The sequence below is a fragment of the uncultured Cyclobacterium sp. genome, assembly GCF_963976465.1.
Classification (GTDB): Bacteria; Bacteroidota; Bacteroidia; order Cytophagales; family Cyclobacteriaceae; genus Cyclobacterium.
Window position 1 is genome coordinate 1 of the sequence record NZ_CAXBOC010000004.1, and the last position, 17,423, is coordinate 17,423.

Below are 17,423 nucleotides of genomic sequence, written 5' to 3' on the forward strand. Positions count from 1 at the left end.
GCCCTATTGAATTGTTTATTTCCAATGGAGAAATTCGGGTATCAAAAACCTTTGCCATTGAAGAAATCAATGTTCCTGCTCCTTTTGAGATCAGTGATAGTTCATTGACCATATTTGCAAGTTCCAGAAATGGCTTAGGATTGACCGGCCAAACAAATTTTGCCATCAATCAGGTAGGTGAAGGTCATATTAGCGCTACAGCATCTACTGCTTCAGGTTTTGAACTTGAGGGGGCATTTAATTTTGATTCTGAATTATTTGATCCGGCGGAGATCAATATGGAATACAAGGAAAATATCTGGACCATAGGTGGCGAAATAGGAATTCCGGAGGGCAAATTAAGGGGTATCAAATCCGCAACCATTACGGCCAGTTACAGTGAGAACAATTTCTCAGCAACAGGTGAAGCAGAATTAGATGTTCCGGGGGTAGAACGGGGTAATATGGCTTTCAATTTTGGAGAGGACGGTTGTTCTTTCAGTGGAGATTTTGACTTAAATAGTGATATACCGGGGATTACCGGAGGAAATGTAGCGGCCAGTGTTGCCAAACCTGCAGGAGCGGAGAATTATGAAATAATGGTTACAGGTACTGCTAATCCAGACATACCGGGAATTTCATCCACACTGACCGTAACCTATGAAAATGGTGCGCTAACCATAGAAGGCTCAGCTGCCTATAGCCGAGGTATGCTGAGTGGAACAATAGAAGTGGGAGCCACCAACCGACCTATTGGTGAAGATGGACAACCAACAGGTGATCCGGATGAGACCATGCGGGTGTATGGTGGAGGAGAACTTACGCTTCAACTAACCCCTTGGCTCGCTGCAACTGCAGGAGTAAGGTTACTTCCAAATGGGGAAATAGAGGTAACAGCCAGACTGGCTTCAGAAAGTTATGAAGTTTTCCCAAGAAAAGAATTCAATAGGAATTTGTTTAGGGCGCCAACCATAGAAATCCCTTTATTTGCCATTCCCATAGGTCCACGAAGTATTGGCCTCGTAGCTCAAATTGGAGGTGGTTTGGATTTTACCGCAGGATTTGGACCGGGAGAGCTCAGAGAAATTTCAGCAGAAATCACTTATAATCCCGAAAGAGAGGATGAAACTACCATCAGCGGTCATGGGGAGTTTGCCATTCCGGCAGATGCAGGACTTACCTTAAGAGGGGACTTGGGATTGGGCGTAAGTGTAGCGATAGCTAGCTTGACAGGAGGTATAGAGTTAACCGGGGAATTAGGTTTGGAAGGGGAAGCGGCAGCTGAAGTAGATTTAAATTGGGGACCTCAAACCGGCTTGTCACTAGATGCAACCGGAAGGATTACTGTAAATCCTAAATTTATCTTTGAGGTGAATGCCTTTGCAAGAGCAAGTCTCGGTGTTGGGCTTTTGTCGGTGTCCGAAACATGGCGACATAATTTGGCCGGTTTTGAATGGGGGCCTGACATACAATTTGGATTGGTGTTTCCCGTCAATTATCGTGAAGGAGAACCTTTTGATATGTCTTTCGATGATATTGAAGTGATTTACCCTGATTTGGATATTGCCAATATGGGCAAAGGACTTGCACGAGATATTAAAAACGATTTATTCGATTAAATGAGTATTATGGAAAAAGAGAAGGCAATAGCCTTGAACAATGAGGGGGCCAGGCATTTTTTGAATCAATCTTTTGGTAAGGCAGAGGAATGTTACCTTAAAGCTTATGCCATAGACCCGAACAATACCTCCCTATTAAATAATATGGGACTATTTTATCAGCAACAAAAAGCCATAGATAAATCTATAAGCTTTTTTGAAAAAGCAATAGCAATTACTGTCAAGCCTCATTTCCTGGTTAACTTGGGAAATGCCTTGTCTATGAAAGGTAAATTTGAGTTGGCATGGAAAAAGTATTTTGAAGCGAATGAGCGGTTTCCTGAACATGAAAATGCAAAAATTGGCCTGGCCAAGTTAGCTACACATATTAATAAACTGGATCAAGCGGTTCAAATATGGCAAAGCATCATAGCTTCCAATCCAAGTGAACAGCATAAGACTCAACTGGTCAAGGTTTATATGAAGAAGCAGGCGTGGGAAAGAGCCATCCAATTGTTAAATGCCATGGAATCGGACAGTAAGGGAGGCGAGTTATGGTTTTTATCGGGACAATGCGAATTGCAGTTAAAAAATTACGGATTAGCCCTTAAAGCATTTAAATCAGCATTGGCTGAGGAGCCGGACAATACCAGCTATCGGCATTATTTGGCCATGACTTACCTTGGTATGGGGAACGTGGAGGATGGATTGGATCAATTGATAAAAAATGAACGGTTGGCGCCCGAAAACCCGGCCATATTAACAGATATAGCGGTGGTATATATGAGTAAAGGAGATTTTGATGCCGCTTCAAACTACCTCAACAAAGCATTGAATTTTGCTCCGGATTTTGAAAAAGCCTTGTATTACAAGTCTCAAATTAATTCTGCCCGACAAAAACAAAATTGATAAACAGTAGGTATTTGTAAAGATTTATGAAACAATTGTTGATTTTTTTGGAAAAGGTGATCAAAAGCAGAATGGACCATGAACTTGGGAAAACAGAAACATTGGCAAAGCCAAATCTGGATTTGTTCTTTGATTCGAATGATTTTCTGGGAAAAACAATCAAATCCCTTGATATAAAGAATCAGGAGTTGTTGCTGTTATCATTGGCGATGGTACCCTATATCAATCCGGGATTTTTGAGTAAAATGGTTCAGGACTACTTTCCCGAAGGGACTTCTCTACCGGAGTTTGGAGGCTATAAAACAAAATACCATAGGGGAATTATTCCTACAGGAGAAACCCTCATGTATCTTCTGGCAGGGAGTGACCCTGACTCCAGAAAGAAATATTTTTCAATATTCAGAGATTCCAGATTATTAAAGGAGGGGCATATTATTCTTGGAGAGGCAGCTGAAGAAGAACCATTTTATGCTGCCCCTTTGTATCCTGATCAGGAATTTGCAGATAAAATTTTAATGGAAAGTATTAGACCTCCAAAACCAAGCACCAATTTCCCTGCAGAAAGGATTCAAACCGACCTAAATTGGGACGACTTGGTTTTGTCTGAAAAAACACTAAAACAAATTAAGGCTTTGGAAGACTGGCTAATTTATAATGATCGGCTTATGGAAGAATGGGGTTTGAAAAAAAGTGTAAAGCCAGGTTATAGGGTTATGTTTTTTGGTCCTCCGGGAACAGGAAAAACCCTTGCAGCAGGTTTATTAGGGAAATATACCGGTAAAGAAGTATACAGAGTAGATTTATCTTTGGTAGTTTCAAAATACATTGGAGAAACAGAAAAAAATCTTTCTAGGCTTTTTCAAAAAGCATCCGGTAAAGGATGGATCTTGTTTTTTGATGAAGCTGATGCACTTTTTGGTAAAAGAACCAATCTAAAAGATGCAAAAGACAAGCATTCCAACCAAGAAGTAGCTTATTTGCTTCAAAGAATAGAGGCTTATCCGGAAATGGTAATCCTTGCTTCTAATTTTAAAAGTAATTTAGATACTGCTTTTATTAGAAGGTTTCAGACGATTATTGACTTTGAGCCTCCCGGTGTAGCAGAAAGGCTGGCTTTATGGAAGCAGTATTTACCGAAAACGGTAAAGTTAGAAAATAAAATAGTGATAGAAGATTTGGCACGAAAATACCAATTGACCGGAGCCAATATTGTCAATATAATCCAGCAATTGGGATTAAAGACTTTGGCAGGAAAACAAAGTCAAATCAATGAAGACTTATTGATCCAATGTATTCGATATGAAATTCAGAAAGAAGGTAAAATTCACTGATTTCCTTTTCACCCAAAATTTAAAAGTAGTTTAACCAACCATCACGATGAAAGAAAAAATAAAAGTAGTCCAGCAACTCTTGGCAGAAAAAGGCTTGTACAATGGAGCAATAGACGGTGATTTTGGACCTAAAACCCTTGTTGCGCTTAATCAGGTAGCAGGTATCCCCCAAAACCTTCCACAAGTAAGAAAAATCACCATGATGATACAGCTAGGGGCAAGGGAGAAAGGTTTTAATTCCGGAGCAATTGATGGGATGTGGGGCCCTCAAACCCAGTTTGCCTTTGAAGAATTGGTGTATTTGCAAAAGTTTGGTAAGCCAAGTGATCCTTGGAGACCGGAAGACATCAACCCCATGAATCGATGGCCAAGGCAGCATTCAGCTGCTTTTCATGAATTCTACGGGCTTAGGGCCAAAAATCTGGTTACCATTCCTGTGCCCTACGAAATGAAAATTGCTTGGGACATGAGGTACAGGGCAAGAAAGATTACTTGTCATAAAAAAGTAGCGGAAAGTTTATACCTGGTGCTGGAAAATGTCCTTAAAATATATGGGGAAAATGAAATTAATAGATTGGCATTGAATAGATTCGGTGGCTGTTTCAATAACAGGTTGATGCGTGGAGGGACGCAATGGTCTACCCATTCCTGGGGTGTAGCCTTGGATTTTGACCCGGCGAGAAACCAATTGAAGTGGGGTAGAAATCAGGCCGCATTTGCACATCCTGTATACAATGACTGGTGGCGTTGCTGGGAAGAAGAAGGTTGGGTTAGCCTTGGGAGAAGAAGAAATTATGATTGGATGCATGTACAAGCGGCTGAAATATAATCTCAACCCATAATCCTAATTCGACCTAAGATTTTCATTTTTCAATTGGTTTTACATATGGGTTTTATGGGGGCAATCTTGAAGGGAAGAAGCTTTGTGCCAAAACCACTAGCATATAGTCCTACCTGGACACTATTGACAGATAGCTAAATATTACAAGCGCTTATTAGGGTGGGGATGGAGAGATCGGATAATCCTCTTTATAGAGGTAAAATCATTAGGTTTTCCCTAATAAGAAAATTATTTAAGCTATTAAGGCTCAAAATATTTGATATGCAACTTTGATGTTCTAATTTTAGAGGATAAAGAAATTACTGCAATTGATTTTTATGGATGAAGCATTTCTTTATGCAATGGCAATTTTTTATTTAACAATGGGTGTGATGCATTTTGTAAAACACCGTTTGTTTACAAGTATTATTCCGCCCTTTATTCCTGTACCCAACTTGGTAAATAAATTAGTAGGGGGTATTGAGCTGGGATTAGGGCTTGGCTTGTTTTTTGAAACAAGTCGTACTGAAGCTGCCTATGGAATCATCCTTTTGTTAATTGCGGTTTTTCCAGCCAATCTATACATGTATCAAAGAAAGCATTTAGGTATTCCAAAGTGGTTGTTGTTGATAAGACTACCGATACAATTGGTATTAATTGGCTGGGCATATATGTACACTTAAATTAGAGAAAATTGACTTTTAGTGAATTTAATTTTGTTCCCGAACTACAAGAAGGTTTGGACGCAATGGGTTTTGAAAAAGCAACCCCAATACAAGAACAAGCAATACCAATTATTTTGGAAGGCAAAGATATCATTGCCACTGCACAAACCGGAACAGGTAAAACAGCTGCCTTTATCTTGCCTGTTCTCAATAAAATAAGTAAAAGTAAGGGAAAAGGCGTTAAGGTATTGATCATTGCTCCAACCCGAGAATTGGCCATTCAGATTGATCAACAAATTCAAGGCCTCGCCTATTTTTTAGGTATTAGCTCAATACCAATTTATGGAGGAGGGGATGGAAAGGTATGGGAACAACAAAGAAAAGCCTTGGAAATGGGTGCCGATATTGTCGTTGCTACACCGGGAAGGTTAATCGCTCTGCTGGCAGGAGGGAAAGTGAAATTTGACAGCCTGGAAAACCTAATTCTAGATGAAGCAGATAGAATGCTGGACATGGGCTTTTCAGATGATATATTAACAATTGTCAAACACCTTCCGCAAAAAAGGCAAACCCTGTTGTTTTCAGCAACCATGCCTCCAAAAATCAGGCAGTTTTCTCAACAGATTTTACACAAGCCGGAGCAAATATCTATTGCCCTTGGTAAAACTGCAAAAGGTGTAAGTCAATATGTTTATCATGTTTATGATGGGCAAAAAGAAACATTAGCCAATCATATTCTTAAATCTCAAGATTATCAGGCGGTCATCATTTTCTGCTCCACCAAAGACAAAGTTAAGTCTTTATTTAAAACCCTAAAAAAATCATTTATGGTGGAGGCTTTTCATGCTGATTTGGATCAGAATGAGCGGGAAAAAATCATGTCAGCCTTTAAGAACAAATCGCTCAAAATATTGGTAGCTACAGATATCCTTTCCAGAGGCATAGATGTGGAAGACATAGAACTGGTAATCAATTTTGATAGTCCGAATGACCCGGAAGATTATGTTCACCGAGTAGGAAGAACAGCCAGGGCAGAGAAAAAAGGAAAGGCTGTAACCTTCGTAAATGAGAAAGACAGGTACAAGTATAGAAATATCGAAAACCTTATCGGCATGGAAATTGAGGTATTGCCTAACCCGGAAGATATCGGTGCAGGGCCTGATTTAAATAAAAAGCATGCTAAGAAATCTTCTGGAGGAAATAAAAGGTCTTCATCAAATTATAAAAAGAAAAAGCCATTTAGAAAACAATCTAAACCTAAAGAAAATAGAAATTCAAATAGCCCTGAAATTGGAAATCAGGAAACCAAGGCTAAAGCCAAACCCGCAGATGGAAAAGGGAAGTTTCGTGAACGTAAAAACATAAAAGATGGGCTTGATTAATTGAAATCAAATTAAATCATACCTATGCTTGCATCTGAAAAATCTGTATACATAATTGGCGCTGGAATATCCGGTTTAGTAGCGGCAATAGAATTGGAAAAAGCCGGATATTTCCCGGTGATTCTCGAGGCTTCAGATGGTATAGGAGGAAGGGTTAAAACTGTTGAAGCCTACGGTTATCTGCTCGACCAGGGTTTTCAGGTCTTGCTTACCTCCTACCCAGAATTGAGTAGGTACCTTGATTTGGATAAACTGAACTTGAAGAAGTTTAAACCCGGAGCGATAATTTTTGAAGGAGGAGAAGACTCATTTGCTGTACATGATCCCATAAGGAATCCTCTGAAGTTGTTTTCCATGGCTTTTTCTAAAGTGGGGACAGTCTGGGACAAATACAAAATGTATTCCCTTACTAAAGCACTTAAAGAGAAGAGTATAGAAGAAATTTTTGACAGCCCCCAGCAATCAACTATAGCTTACCTGGAAGGTTATGGCTTTTCGAAAAGAATTATTCATAATTTCTTCAAACCATTCTTTAAAGGGATTTTTCTTGAAGAAAATTTATCAACTTCTTCTGCAATGTTTGAATTCGTTTTTAAAATGTTCGGAGAAGGTTATGCTGCGGTTCCTGAAAAAGGGATGGGAGAAATAAGCCGTCAACTTTATGCTCAACTTGAGCACACACAGGTAAGGTTTCAAACCAAAGTAACTTCGATAGAAAAAAACACGATTCATTTGGAGTCGGGGAATCAATTGACTGCTGACCAAATTATTATTGCAACAGCTCCAAATGAGATCATTGGCAAAGAAATATTGAAATACCACAAGGTTACCAACTTGTATTTCACTTTACAGCAATCCTTTATTTGTAAGCCGATGATAGGACTTGTACCTGATGAGGAATACCTGATAAATAATCTGGTATTTATGACAGATGTAAGTAAGCGTTATTCCAGTGATGGGCGAGCACTTCTTTCTGTTTCCATCACCAAGGATATTAGAGGTGTTGAATCCCTAGAAAATCAGGTTTCCAAGGAGTTGGAAGCATTGACAGGTATCAATGCCAATCATTTTGAACACATCAAAACTTTTTCGATTGACAACGCACTGCCAGTACTTTCAGAAGTTAAAAACACACTACCATTGCAACACGTGAAACTGTATGATAATGTTTATCTGGCAGGAGATCACCTTTTGAATGGCTCAATAAATGCAGCCATGACCTCCGGAAGACTTGCAGCCAAGACTTTGATGGCCAATGACGTATAGCAAGGTTATGGTTACCATGTATTCTACTTGGTTTTTTTTAAAGGATATGGGTTTAAAAGACTTTAAATTCTTGCTTGGAAGGTGTACAAATCATGGTAACGGCCCTTGGACTGAATCAACTCATCGTGTTTCCCTCGTTCTACAATCTGACCTTTTTCTATGACCAATATTTGATCAGCTTGCCTTATGGTACTTAGTCTATGGGCTATGACAAATGTAGTCCTTCCTGCCATTAGACTTTTTAAACTGGACTGAATGAAATGCTCACTTTCTGCATCTAAATTACTTGTAGCCTCATCCAAAATTAATATGCGTGGATCAGCCAAAATTGCTCTGGCAATAGCCAATCTCTGTCTTTGACCTCCGGAAAGTTTTACTCCCCTTTCTCCAATTACTGTTTCCAGCCCATTTTCAAATTGATCTGTAAATTGATTCACATAAGCAGACTTTACTGCCTCTTGAAGCAATTCCTCAGAAGCATTCGGTCTTGGGAACATGATATTTTCCCTGATTGTCCCCTCAAACAGAAAATCATCCTGAAGTACTACACCCAATTGTTTCCTAAATGAATTCAGATCCACTTTACTCAAGTCCTGACCATCTATACTAACAATCCCTTTGGAAGGGATTAGAAAGGAAGCAACGAGTCCTGAAATGGTTGTTTTTCCTGATCCGGAGCTACCTACCAAAGCGGTTACGCTTCCCGGTTTAGCAATAAAATCTACCCCTTTTATTATCTCGGATCCGGGTTCATATTCAAAATGAACATTGTCAAAAGACACCCTTCCCTTTATTTCCGGTAGCATGATGTTCCGGTTGGCAGGATCTGCTTCCAATGGTATATTCATCAACTCCTGTGTCCTGTCAAGCCCGGCAAAAGCTTCTGTTAGCTGGCTTCCGATATTGCTCATTTGAAGGATTGGGGCGATCATAAATCCCAATAATAAAGTGAAAGCTAAGAAATCTCCGAAAGTCAATTGGTCTTCCATGATCATGTAGCCACCTATTCCCATAATGCCTGCAGAGGCTAGGCCCAATAAAAAAGTAGCTGAACTTGTGACCACACTTGTGGCTGTCAAACTGCTTTTTACATTTAAAAACAGTTTTTTTACTCCCGATTCAAATATTTTGGTTTCCTGGTCTTCTGCATTGAAGCCCTTAATTACCCGAATCCCTCCTAAAGTTTCTGTTAATCGGCCTGTAACGTCGGCATTGATTTTGCCTCGTTCTCTGAAAATTGGCCGTATCTTGCCAAATGCTTTCAAAGAAATTACGCCAAAAATTATTACCGGTACCAATACATATAAAGTCATCTTAGGACTGATGTAAATCAAAAGTACAAGACTTATTATTGAAGTAAGCAATCCTCCTACCATCTGAGCTAGCCCTGTTCCAACCAGATTTCGGACCCCTTCCACATCTGTCATTACCCTGGATACCAATTCACCTGTTTTGGCATTGTCAAAAAAACGAATCGGTAACCTTATAATATGGGCCTGCACTTCTACCCTTAATTTTGCAATCAAGTTTTGGGCTTCAACACTTAATATTTGTGTCAATCCAAATGAGGTTACTGCCTGAACTGTGACAGCTATTACCACGGCCACAATAAGCCATTTGAGCAATTCAAAATTGCTGGATGGTATAACATCATCTACCAAATACTTGCTGGCCCAAGGTAATACCAGACCGGAAAGCCTACTGATGATTATTAAAACAAGTCCAATGAATATATACTTTCGCCTTGGCCAAATAATGGTTTTAAAAACACTATTTAAACTAACATTACTTTTATTTTTTGCCATAGATTTATCTAAAGAGAGATTGAATAATAAACAAAATTTCACTAAAAACATTCCCTTTGCTGAATTCTATTTGATGATGCCTTGTTTATTTAGGCAAACAGTTGCTAAAAGTATGGCTTTGCTACAGATTTTGCCCTTAAAACATAAAAAATTAAACGTCTTTCTTTTACTTTCGATTAATTAATCGTAATATTGCAATGAAGCGATGGTTATACCAATTCCTTCCGGTTTAGATTTTAAACTTCAATAGAGTAACCATCGTGATACAATCGAATGATTAAAACAATAAGGATATGAAACTTTCAGAAATCAAACCCCTGTTGACTAAACAGGAAGAATTATTATTTCAACTACCTGATGGATCTTTGGTTCCGGAGCATTTTCATGTGACGGAAGTAGGGAAGGTGGTAAAACATTTCATAGACTGTGGAGGAACAGAAAGAAAAGAGGAAGTGATTAATTTTCAGCTTTGGTCTGCAGATGATTACAACCATCGTTTACACCCGGAAAAGTTACTTCACATCATTGAATTGTCGGAAAAGGTGCTGAAGTTAAATGATAGCGAGATTGAAGTTGAATATCAGGGTCAGACCATCCAAAAATTTGGCTTAGAATTTAGTAACGATCGTTTTTTACTTACGAGTAAACAAACCGATTGTTTGGCCAAAGAGCAATGTGGTATTCCTGAAAAGAAGCCAACATTGAAAATGGTTTCAGCTGAATCTGCAGGGTCCTGTACTCCCGGTGGAGGTTGTTGTTAATAGGTAGGCATAGAAAAAAGTCAAATTACCCTTCATCATAAATTCTTAATAGGAGATATGGTGAAGGTTAATTTTTTTTCTTTTAAAGCTTTCTTAATGGTGTCTCGGACTGAACCCTTAAATATAATTGGTCAAATCCCTTCAAAATCTGTGATTATTTGTTGCTTTCGTTGATTACAAAAATTGGACTTTGATTAATGGATTTTAAAATAGGAGCAATTATTCTGGTCATGTTTCCTATTTTTGTATAAAATAGTCTTTTGCACCTTTATGACAATTGGAGATAAGATAAAAAATAAAGTTTTTCATTCTGAATTTAACTTTCAGGCCTCTAGAAGTAGTGGGCCTGGAGGGCAAAATGTAAACAAGGTAAACTCAAGAGTTACTTTGTTTTTTAATGTGCCCAATTCTCAGTTTTTAACTGAAGCAGAAAAAGAGCTATTAATGGGTAAATTTTCTAGTAAATTGGATAAAGAAGGAAGTCTTCAATTTGATGCGCAATCCTCCAGATCTCAACTGGAAAATAAAAAAACGGTGGTAAGAAAGTTCAATGAATTTCTAGAAAAAGCATTTGAAAAGAGAAAGAAAAGAAAAGCCACTCGACCTAGCAAAGCTGCAAAAGAAAGAAGATTAAAAGCAAAACGATTCCGTTCAGAAAAAAAAGCCCTGAGAAATAAAAACTTTTGACCTGATTCAAAACCTTATTTCTCAAGACCTACCTATATAAAAATAATCCTAAAACTGCCAATGACAGCTTTAGGCTTATTGAATGATACTTTTTAAATGCTTAAACCAAATCTGACCAACCGAATTTGTCTGGACTCAAGCCTCTTCGGATGTCAGCAAGTTTATTTTTTATTCGATACATGTCTGCATTCTCATCGACAAAGGTTTTAAAGATCTCACCTTTATAAGAGATTTCCTTAATAGGTGAAATTACAGCTGCTGTACCTACCCCAAAGGCTTCTACCTTTTCACCTGAACGAATTCTTTTCAGAATCTCGGTAACTTCAATGGCTCTTTCTTCAACTTCAAGTCCCAAGTCGGGAGCAAGGCTAAGAATTGAGTTTCTGGTAATCCCATCCAAAATACTGTCACTCAAAGAAGGGGTAAGCAAGGTTTTTCCATTGAGAATAAACATGATATTCATGGTGCCTGACTCTTCTATAAATTTACGCTCTTTGGCATCTAGCCATATTATTTGATCAAAGCCATCTTCTTTGGCTTTGATCTGTGGTAAAAGGGAAGCGCCATAATTCCCCCCATTTTTTGCTGAGCCGGCGCCACCTCTTGAAGAGCGGATATAATCAGTTTCTACTTTTACTCTTAATGGTCTGGAATAATAGGCCTTCAGAGGAGAGAGCACCACCATAAATAGGTACTCCTTGGAGGCATCTACCCCTAATTTGTTTTCAGTTGCAACGGCAAATGGTCGAATATAAAGGGCATATTCAGGGTCATCTATTACCCATTTACTTTCTTTGCTTAGCAGTTCGCGTATTCCATCGATAAAACATGAAGCAGGCAATGGGGGCATGGCCATTCTTTCTAAGGAACGGTTCATTCGTTTATAATGGCTTTCCAATCGAAATACATTGATTTTACCATCCACCGTGCGAAAGGCTTTTAGGCCCTCAAAGACAGTTTGCCCATAGTGTAAACACATGGCCAAGGGTGACAATGAAATATTTTGAACCGGCCCAATTTTAAAATCTGACCAAGCGCCATTTTCATAGCGAGCTACCAACATCCGGTCGGTTGCCTGTAATCCAAAGGTGAAATTATCAAAATCAAAATCAGGCTTCTGAGTTATCGTTTCGTTCATCATGGGTAATATTAAATTATTGAAACTTCTTTCTTTTCATTCTAAGAAAAAGTAATTCTTTTTAACCTATTGAATATCAATTGCTTTTTTAGGGGTGATAAAAGCCCATGCTTTATGGGTTCCTTAAGAAAGTTTATTACCTATAAATAAATAGGCTACTCGTTTGTTCTACAAAATCAATTGATTGTGATTGCAAATTAAATAAGAATCTTTGATTGGTTACAGATACAATTTATTTAAATTTGAAGGGTACAATTCAAAATCTACATCAATGACTTTATTCGAAGAATTGGCAGAGAATTTCGAAAACCTGATTACAAAAAAAACCTTAAAATTAGGTGACAAAATGCCTTCTATTCGAACGGTTAGCAAAGAATACGGAGTCAGTAAAAATACAGTAATTCAAGCTTATTTGCTTTTAGAAAGCAGATCCTTTATAGTTTCCAGGCCGCAGGTGGGTTTTTTTGTTTGTCAAAGAGAAGACCAAATCTTGCCCATGCCCATGGCAAGTAGCCCCAATGTCAATGGCATGGTAGGAAAAGAAGATGGTTTAATTGGCAAAGTCTTTTCTCATTTTGTAAACAAAGACATCACCCAGATGTCTTTAAGTGTTCCTGACGAGTCTTTTTTTCCTGTGGCCAGGTTAAATAAATGCATCCAAACGGCCACCAAAACCTTGGGGGCAGGAGGAACCGCCTACGATGATATTCAAGGCAATATGCGGTTAAGGAAAAATGTTTCCAAATGGTCCTTTACTTGGGGAGGTAACTTAGGTGTGGATGAATTGGTGACAACTTCCGGGGCCATGCACGCCATTTCCTTGGCCTTTATGGCTTTGACCAAGCCCGGTGACCGAATAGGTGTCGAAAGCCCTGTTTACTTTGGTATTTTACAATTGGCCAAAAACATGGGGCTTAAAGTGATTGAACTGCCTACTGATCCTGAATATGGGGTTTTGCCCAAAGATTTGGAAGAATTGGTTGATAAAATAGACATATGTTTGCTGGTGAGTAATTTTAACAATCCTTTAGGTAGTTGTATGCCTGATAAAAATAAAAAAGAAGTAGTTAAGCTCTTGACCAGGCACAATGTGCCACTCATTGAAGACGATTTGTATGGAGATGTATATTTTGGTCAATCACGCCCTAAACCATGTAAAGCTTTTGATACAGAGGGGATTGTGTTGTGGTGTGGCTCAGTTTCTAAAACCCTTGCTCCGGGCTATAGGGTAGGCTGGATGGCTCCCGGGAAATTCATGAAAGCGATTTTAAAGCTTAAATTATTTCATTCCGTGTCCGGGACAACCATTACCCAAGAAGCCATAGGTTTATTTTTAGAAAACGATTATTATGAAAAGCACCTCCGGCAGCTAAGGGCAAGGTTATATAGCAATTCTTTGCATTTTATTCGAGCCATTGCCGACTATTTCCCAAAGGGAACTAAAATAAGTAGACCTCAAGGAGGCTTTGTGTTATGGGTGGAATTGGATAAAAAATGGGATACGGGTAAATTATTTGATAAAGTCTTGTCCAGAGGGATTAGCATCGCTCCCGGTAGGATGTTTACCTTGCAAAGTCAGTTTCACAATTGTCTCAGATTAAATTATGGGCTGCCATGGTCGGAAAAGTTGGAAAAAGAACTAGAATTGTTGGGGCAGATTTTAAAAGAATAAATTTTCCTAAAATCTGCCCCTATGGATGTTAAAATTCTTTTTCACCAAACTCACTTTTCACAAATCTCGATTTGTTTTTACCGGGATTAATGGTGTAGCTAAGATTTAAAAGTATCATATCTACTTCCAAAACATAGTTGGTAGTGGTGTAAAAAGCATCTTTTCTCCAGGTGGTAATTCTTTGTTCGTTTGTCGGCAATAGCCCCATGTCCATATTTAACCACGGTAAACTGGCAGTGAGCCTGTCTCCCATAAAAGTTTTCTTTGCTACTAGATTTGGGGATAAAAATCTGGAGTCTTCTCCTTGAGCTGTAATCCTTTTAGAAAGGTAGTTTAGGGACCATTGCAAACTAAAGGTAGAAGAAAAAGCATAACTCGCATTGGCATTGATGGAATACACCCAGGCTGAATTATCAATGGGGCGATTGTCAAACTCTCCGGTAATTTGATATTGGTATACATTCCCACCGGCAAATATTTTCCAATTGTTTGTTGGGTTGAGCTCCAGGCCCGCTTCCAGTCCAAGAGATCTTCCTGTGCCCACATTTGAATAAATGCGATTCAATATGGTGTCATTATAAATGGTGTTTACTCTATTTACTAAGTTTTGAACATTTCTGTAGTAAGCTGTTGTATAAAAACTATTTTCACCAAAGTTTTTAACTAAGCCCGCCTCAACAAGATCGATAAATTCAGGCAATAAAGTTGGATCTCCCTGTTCCAATGTTTCGGAATGTTCCCTTTCAGGGAATGGGTTCATTTTAAATGTTGTAGTGCGATCTACTCTTCGGCTGTAAGCAGCTTTATAGTATAAATTCTCGTTTACTCTGTATTGAATATTGGCTGAGGGGTAAGGTTTAAAGAAATCGTAGGTATAGGTGCTGTCAACCGTATTGCCTTTGTCTTTTAAATGCAGTGAACGATCCATATACTCAAACCTTAAACCTGCCGTATAACTCCACTTGCCTTTGTTGCCATTTACCTGACCGTAGGCTGCATGAATCAATCGTTTTAAATCTACATTTGAAGAAAACTCAGGAACCAACACAAATTTCCCTTCAGTATTTCTTCTTTCGTAGACAAAGTCTCCGGAATGGTTCAAGCTTCTAAATTGATATCCTCCCTCAAATGATCCCCAGGGCTTGGGTTTTGCCTTATAGTCAATTTTCCACCGAATTCCATGCAAAGGATTATCATTGGTATTGTACTCATCTTGGTAGATAAAATCCATATTTGGATAGCCAAGGTTTCTATTGGTGGTGGGGCCTCCCAACATGGTGTATTCGTAAAGAAAAGAAGAAGATATGCTTGCTTCATTGTCAAATAGGTGGGTGTAGTCAAAACTCCCCAAAGCAAAATCACTTTTACGTATCCTCAAATTCTCATTGTAATATTGCATGGTGTACAGCCGCTCACCATCCCTTTCTGCATGGTTGTCATAATAAAGGATATCAGCAGTACGGTCTTTACTTCTGATGCCTCCATAAAATCCCAGGCTGAAATTATTTTTGACATTGGGGGAATAGCCTAAAGTAAACCTTCCTGAGTATGCCTCCTCATCAAACCCTCGCTCGCCATCTGATGGGAAATAAGTTGTTATGCCATCAATTATGGTGTAAACTTCACCGTCTCTTCGCCCATTGATGTCATTTCTCAAATAACTGGCTCCAAAAGAGAGGTCCCAAGCTTCACTTTTGTGGTTGATAGTGAAATCTGCTCCGTATCTTTGAGGTTTTTCTTTGTTGTTATAATCTTGAATGCTTGGGAGTCCAAGCCTTGTATTCACTTGAATATAGGTACCATCTGTTGCTCCTTTCTCTGTAGTTATATTTATAATTCCGGCCTTGCCTTCAGGGTCATATTTAGCTGATGGGGCAGTGACTAATTCAATATTTTTAATGGCATTGGCCGGTAACTGACTGAGAATAATTGAGGGATCAGATTGCACAGGTTTGCCATTGATCATCACCACAAAACCTGTTGCACCCCGAACAGACAGCTCTCCTTCTGCATTGATTGAAACCGATGGTAGATTTCTTATCAGATCTATAGCGTTGCCTCCTTTTCCCGTCAAAAACTCGGAGGAGGCAAAAACCTGGCGGTCCACTTTGTGCATGGCGGTAAACCGAGAACCGGAAACCTCCACCATGGCCAGTAACTGCTCATCCGGAGAGATTAGCAATGTGCCTAAATTTAAGGCTTTACCTTTCTCAACATTTACAGGGCTAATAATTAAATTTTTATAGCCCATAAATTGGGCGCTTAAATAATATTCACCTGCTTTTAATCCTTCCAAAACAAATGTACCATCAGGTTCAGTGATAGTTCCATTTACAAGGCTTGAATCCGCAGGACTGTAAAGGCCTATGCTTCCATACTCAATGGAAGTGTTTTCATTGGCGTCATTTAAGGTTCCTTTTATTAGCGTCTGTCCAAAGGCAGCATTGAAAAAGAATAAATAAAATACGATTAGATGGGCTTTTCTCATTTCTTATTTTGTTAAGATGCAAAATAAGTCAGGAAAAGTGCTAATACAGCGGTAGATTTTTACCAATAATGGTGATTTTAGGACAATAATCGGGCACGATACTCCAAAGGAGTTAAGGTAGTTTGAGATTTAAAGAACTTTATAAAGTTGGATGCATCTGAAAAATTCAGTTGGTAGGCAACCTCATTGACAGGAAGATTGGTATGTGTTAGTAAATTTTTGGATTCTATTAATAGTTTTTCTTTGATTATTTCAATGGTATTACAACCTGCAGCTGCCTGACAAATTTGATTCAATTTCCGGCTGCTTAAATTCATAAGGTTGGCATACTCTTCCACAGTCCTCAATTTGATATAATTATCATTGAGTAATTTTTTTAGCCTACTGAACTCACTTACAAAGCTTGGATGAACTTGGTCTTTTAAGGCAGGGAGGTAAAGCGTTTTTAAAATAATAGTATTGAGGTGAGCTGACAGCAGTTCCAAGGGTTCATTGGCTTTAAAATCCCTATAGAATAGGTTGAGTTGATCCATCAAAATAGAGTCTTGCCTTGGAAGGTTAAATTTATTATGCAATCGAAAAAGATTGTCCAAAGCAGCAGGGTATTTGGCAAGTGCTTCTTCTTTGAACATCACCACAAAACCTTCAGGGATTTTCGAAAAATCCCAGCAGTGGACTTGCCCAAAATTTAAATAAAAACCAACAGGAGGGCGGACTTCATGTTTGATGTCATCAACTACATGGTATCCAGATCCCTGATTTAAAAATATCAATTCATGGTATCCCTCATGTCGATGGGGTTTGGTTGGTTTAATAACAGGCTTCATCTTTGAAACCTTTATAATCAACTCTTTCTCAATTTTATTTTTTTTGCCTATTTCCTTCACTTCTTTTTCCATAACCCTTGTGAACTTTCTAATTT

13 protein-coding genes and 1 pseudogene are annotated in these 17,423 nt (G+C 38.7%); 10 read left to right on the forward strand and 4 right to left on the reverse strand.

Annotated features, from left to right (window positions below; translation table 11 throughout):
• From AAC037_RS00660 to AAC037_RS00690, 7 genes and pseudogenes are all read left to right on the forward strand, one after another.
• Positions 1 to 1,598: pseudogene (locus AAC037_RS00660) on the forward strand (hypothetical protein); the annotation flags it as partial.
• A gap of 9 nt (positions 1,599 to 1,607) precedes the next feature.
• Entirely contained in the window at positions 1,608 to 2,486 is an 879-nt protein-coding gene (locus AAC037_RS00665) for a tetratricopeptide repeat protein (RefSeq protein WP_339900875.1), read from the forward strand.
• A gap of 26 nt (positions 2,487 to 2,512) precedes the next feature.
• Positions 2,513 to 3,817 carry an ATP-binding protein gene (locus AAC037_RS00670; RefSeq protein WP_339900876.1) on the forward strand — a complete coding sequence of 435 codons (1,305 nt, stop codon included), beginning with the start codon at positions 2,513 to 2,515 and terminating at the stop codon, positions 3,815 to 3,817.
• Between the two features lie 46 nt (positions 3,818 to 3,863).
• The gene (locus tag AAC037_RS00675; protein WP_339900877.1) at positions 3,864 to 4,646 is read left to right on the forward strand and encodes a M15 family peptidase; all 783 of its coding nucleotides are present in this window, start codon (positions 3,864 to 3,866) and stop codon (positions 4,644 to 4,646) included.
• A gap of 383 nt (positions 4,647 to 5,029) precedes the next feature.
• Positions 5,030 to 5,320, forward strand: coding sequence for a DoxX family protein (locus AAC037_RS00680; protein ID WP_339900878.1), 291 nt, complete (start codon positions 5,030 to 5,032; stop codon positions 5,318 to 5,320).
• An 11-nt stretch (positions 5,321 to 5,331) separates the two neighbouring features.
• On the forward strand, positions 5,332 to 6,684 hold the full coding sequence (locus AAC037_RS00685) for a DEAD/DEAH box helicase (protein WP_339900879.1): 1,353 nt from the start codon (positions 5,332 to 5,334) through the stop codon (positions 6,682 to 6,684).
• Between the two features lie 24 nt (positions 6,685 to 6,708).
• Positions 6,709 to 7,950 (forward strand): NAD(P)/FAD-dependent oxidoreductase, encoded by a 1,242-nt coding sequence (locus AAC037_RS00690; protein WP_339900880.1) that lies wholly within the window; start codon positions 6,709 to 6,711, stop codon positions 7,948 to 7,950.
• A 62-nt stretch (positions 7,951 to 8,012) separates the two neighbouring features.
• Here the strand turns inward: AAC037_RS00690 and AAC037_RS00695 are convergent, their stop codons facing one another.
• Positions 8,013 to 9,755, reverse strand: a complete 1,743-nt coding sequence (locus AAC037_RS00695; RefSeq protein WP_339900882.1) for an ABC transporter ATP-binding protein — start codon at positions 9,753 to 9,755, stop codon at positions 8,013 to 8,015.
• Between the two features lie 293 nt (positions 9,756 to 10,048).
• Here AAC037_RS00695 and AAC037_RS00700 point away from each other — a divergent pair, with 293 nt between their 5' ends.
• Both AAC037_RS00700 and arfB read left to right on the forward strand, forming a co-directional pair.
• Positions 10,049 to 10,516, forward strand: a complete 468-nt coding sequence (locus tag AAC037_RS00700; protein WP_339900884.1) for a DUF6428 family protein — start codon at positions 10,049 to 10,051, stop codon at positions 10,514 to 10,516.
• Between the two features lie 270 nt (positions 10,517 to 10,786).
• Positions 10,787 to 11,203, forward strand: a complete 417-nt coding sequence (gene arfB / locus AAC037_RS00705) for an alternative ribosome rescue aminoacyl-tRNA hydrolase ArfB (RefSeq protein ID WP_339900885.1) — start codon at positions 10,787 to 10,789, stop codon at positions 11,201 to 11,203.
• A 100-nt stretch (positions 11,204 to 11,303) separates the two neighbouring features.
• Here arfB and AAC037_RS00710 read toward each other — a convergent pair whose 3' ends face one another.
• Positions 11,304 to 12,344: a branched-chain amino acid aminotransferase gene (locus tag AAC037_RS00710; protein WP_339900886.1), complete on the reverse strand. Its 1,041-nt coding sequence runs from the start codon at positions 12,342 to 12,344 to the stop codon at positions 11,304 to 11,306.
• 268 nt (positions 12,345 to 12,612) lie between these two features.
• Here AAC037_RS00710 and AAC037_RS00715 point away from each other — a divergent pair, with 268 nt between their 5' ends.
• Positions 12,613 to 14,013, forward strand: coding sequence for a PLP-dependent aminotransferase family protein (locus tag AAC037_RS00715; RefSeq protein WP_339900888.1), 1,401 nt, complete (start codon positions 12,613 to 12,615; stop codon positions 14,011 to 14,013).
• 28 nt (positions 14,014 to 14,041) lie between these two features.
• Here AAC037_RS00715 and AAC037_RS00720 read toward each other — a convergent pair whose 3' ends face one another.
• Positions 14,042 to 16,501, reverse strand: coding sequence for an outer membrane beta-barrel family protein (locus AAC037_RS00720; protein ID WP_339900889.1), 2,460 nt, complete (start codon positions 16,499 to 16,501; stop codon positions 14,042 to 14,044).
• 77 nt (positions 16,502 to 16,578) lie between these two features.
• Positions 16,579 to 17,400, reverse strand: a complete 822-nt coding sequence (locus AAC037_RS00725) for an AraC family transcriptional regulator (RefSeq protein WP_339900891.1) — start codon at positions 17,398 to 17,400, stop codon at positions 16,579 to 16,581.
• Positions 17,401 to 17,423: the final 23 nt, after the last annotated feature.

Excerpts from the sequence above, each read along its gene's own strand:
- AAC037_RS00665 (WP_339900875.1), top strand. The coding sequence starts at position 1,608 with ATGGAAAAAGAGAAGGCAATAGCCTTGAACAATGAGGGGGCCAGGCAT.
- AAC037_RS00670 (WP_339900876.1), top strand. The coding sequence starts at position 2,513 with ATGAAACAATTGTTGATTTTTTTGGAAAAGGTGATCAAAAGCAGAATG.
- AAC037_RS00675 (WP_339900877.1), top strand. The coding sequence starts at position 3,864 with ATGAAAGAAAAAATAAAAGTAGTCCAGCAACTCTTGGCAGAAAAAGGC.
- AAC037_RS00680 (WP_339900878.1), top strand. The coding sequence starts at position 5,030 with ATGCATTTTGTAAAACACCGTTTGTTTACAAGTATTATTCCGCCCTTT.
- AAC037_RS00690 (WP_339900880.1), top strand. The coding sequence starts at position 6,709 with ATGCTTGCATCTGAAAAATCTGTATACATAATTGGCGCTGGAATATCC.
- AAC037_RS00695 (WP_339900882.1), bottom strand. The coding sequence starts at position 9,755 with ATGGCAAAAAATAAAAGTAATGTTAGTTTAAATAGTGTTTTTAAAACC.
- AAC037_RS00700 (WP_339900884.1), top strand. The coding sequence starts at position 10,049 with ATGAAACTTTCAGAAATCAAACCCCTGTTGACTAAACAGGAAGAATTA.
- arfB (WP_339900885.1), top strand. The coding sequence starts at position 10,787 with ATGACAATTGGAGATAAGATAAAAAATAAAGTTTTTCATTCTGAATTT.
- AAC037_RS00710 (WP_339900886.1), bottom strand. The coding sequence starts at position 12,344 with ATGATGAACGAAACGATAACTCAGAAGCCTGATTTTGATTTTGATAAT.
- AAC037_RS00715 (WP_339900888.1), top strand. The coding sequence starts at position 12,613 with ATGACTTTATTCGAAGAATTGGCAGAGAATTTCGAAAACCTGATTACA.
- AAC037_RS00720 (WP_339900889.1), bottom strand. The coding sequence starts at position 16,501 with ATGAGAAAAGCCCATCTAATCGTATTTTATTTATTCTTTTTCAATGCT.
- AAC037_RS00725 (WP_339900891.1), bottom strand. The coding sequence starts at position 17,400 with ATGGAAAAAGAAGTGAAGGAAATAGGCAAAAAAAATAAAATTGAGAAA.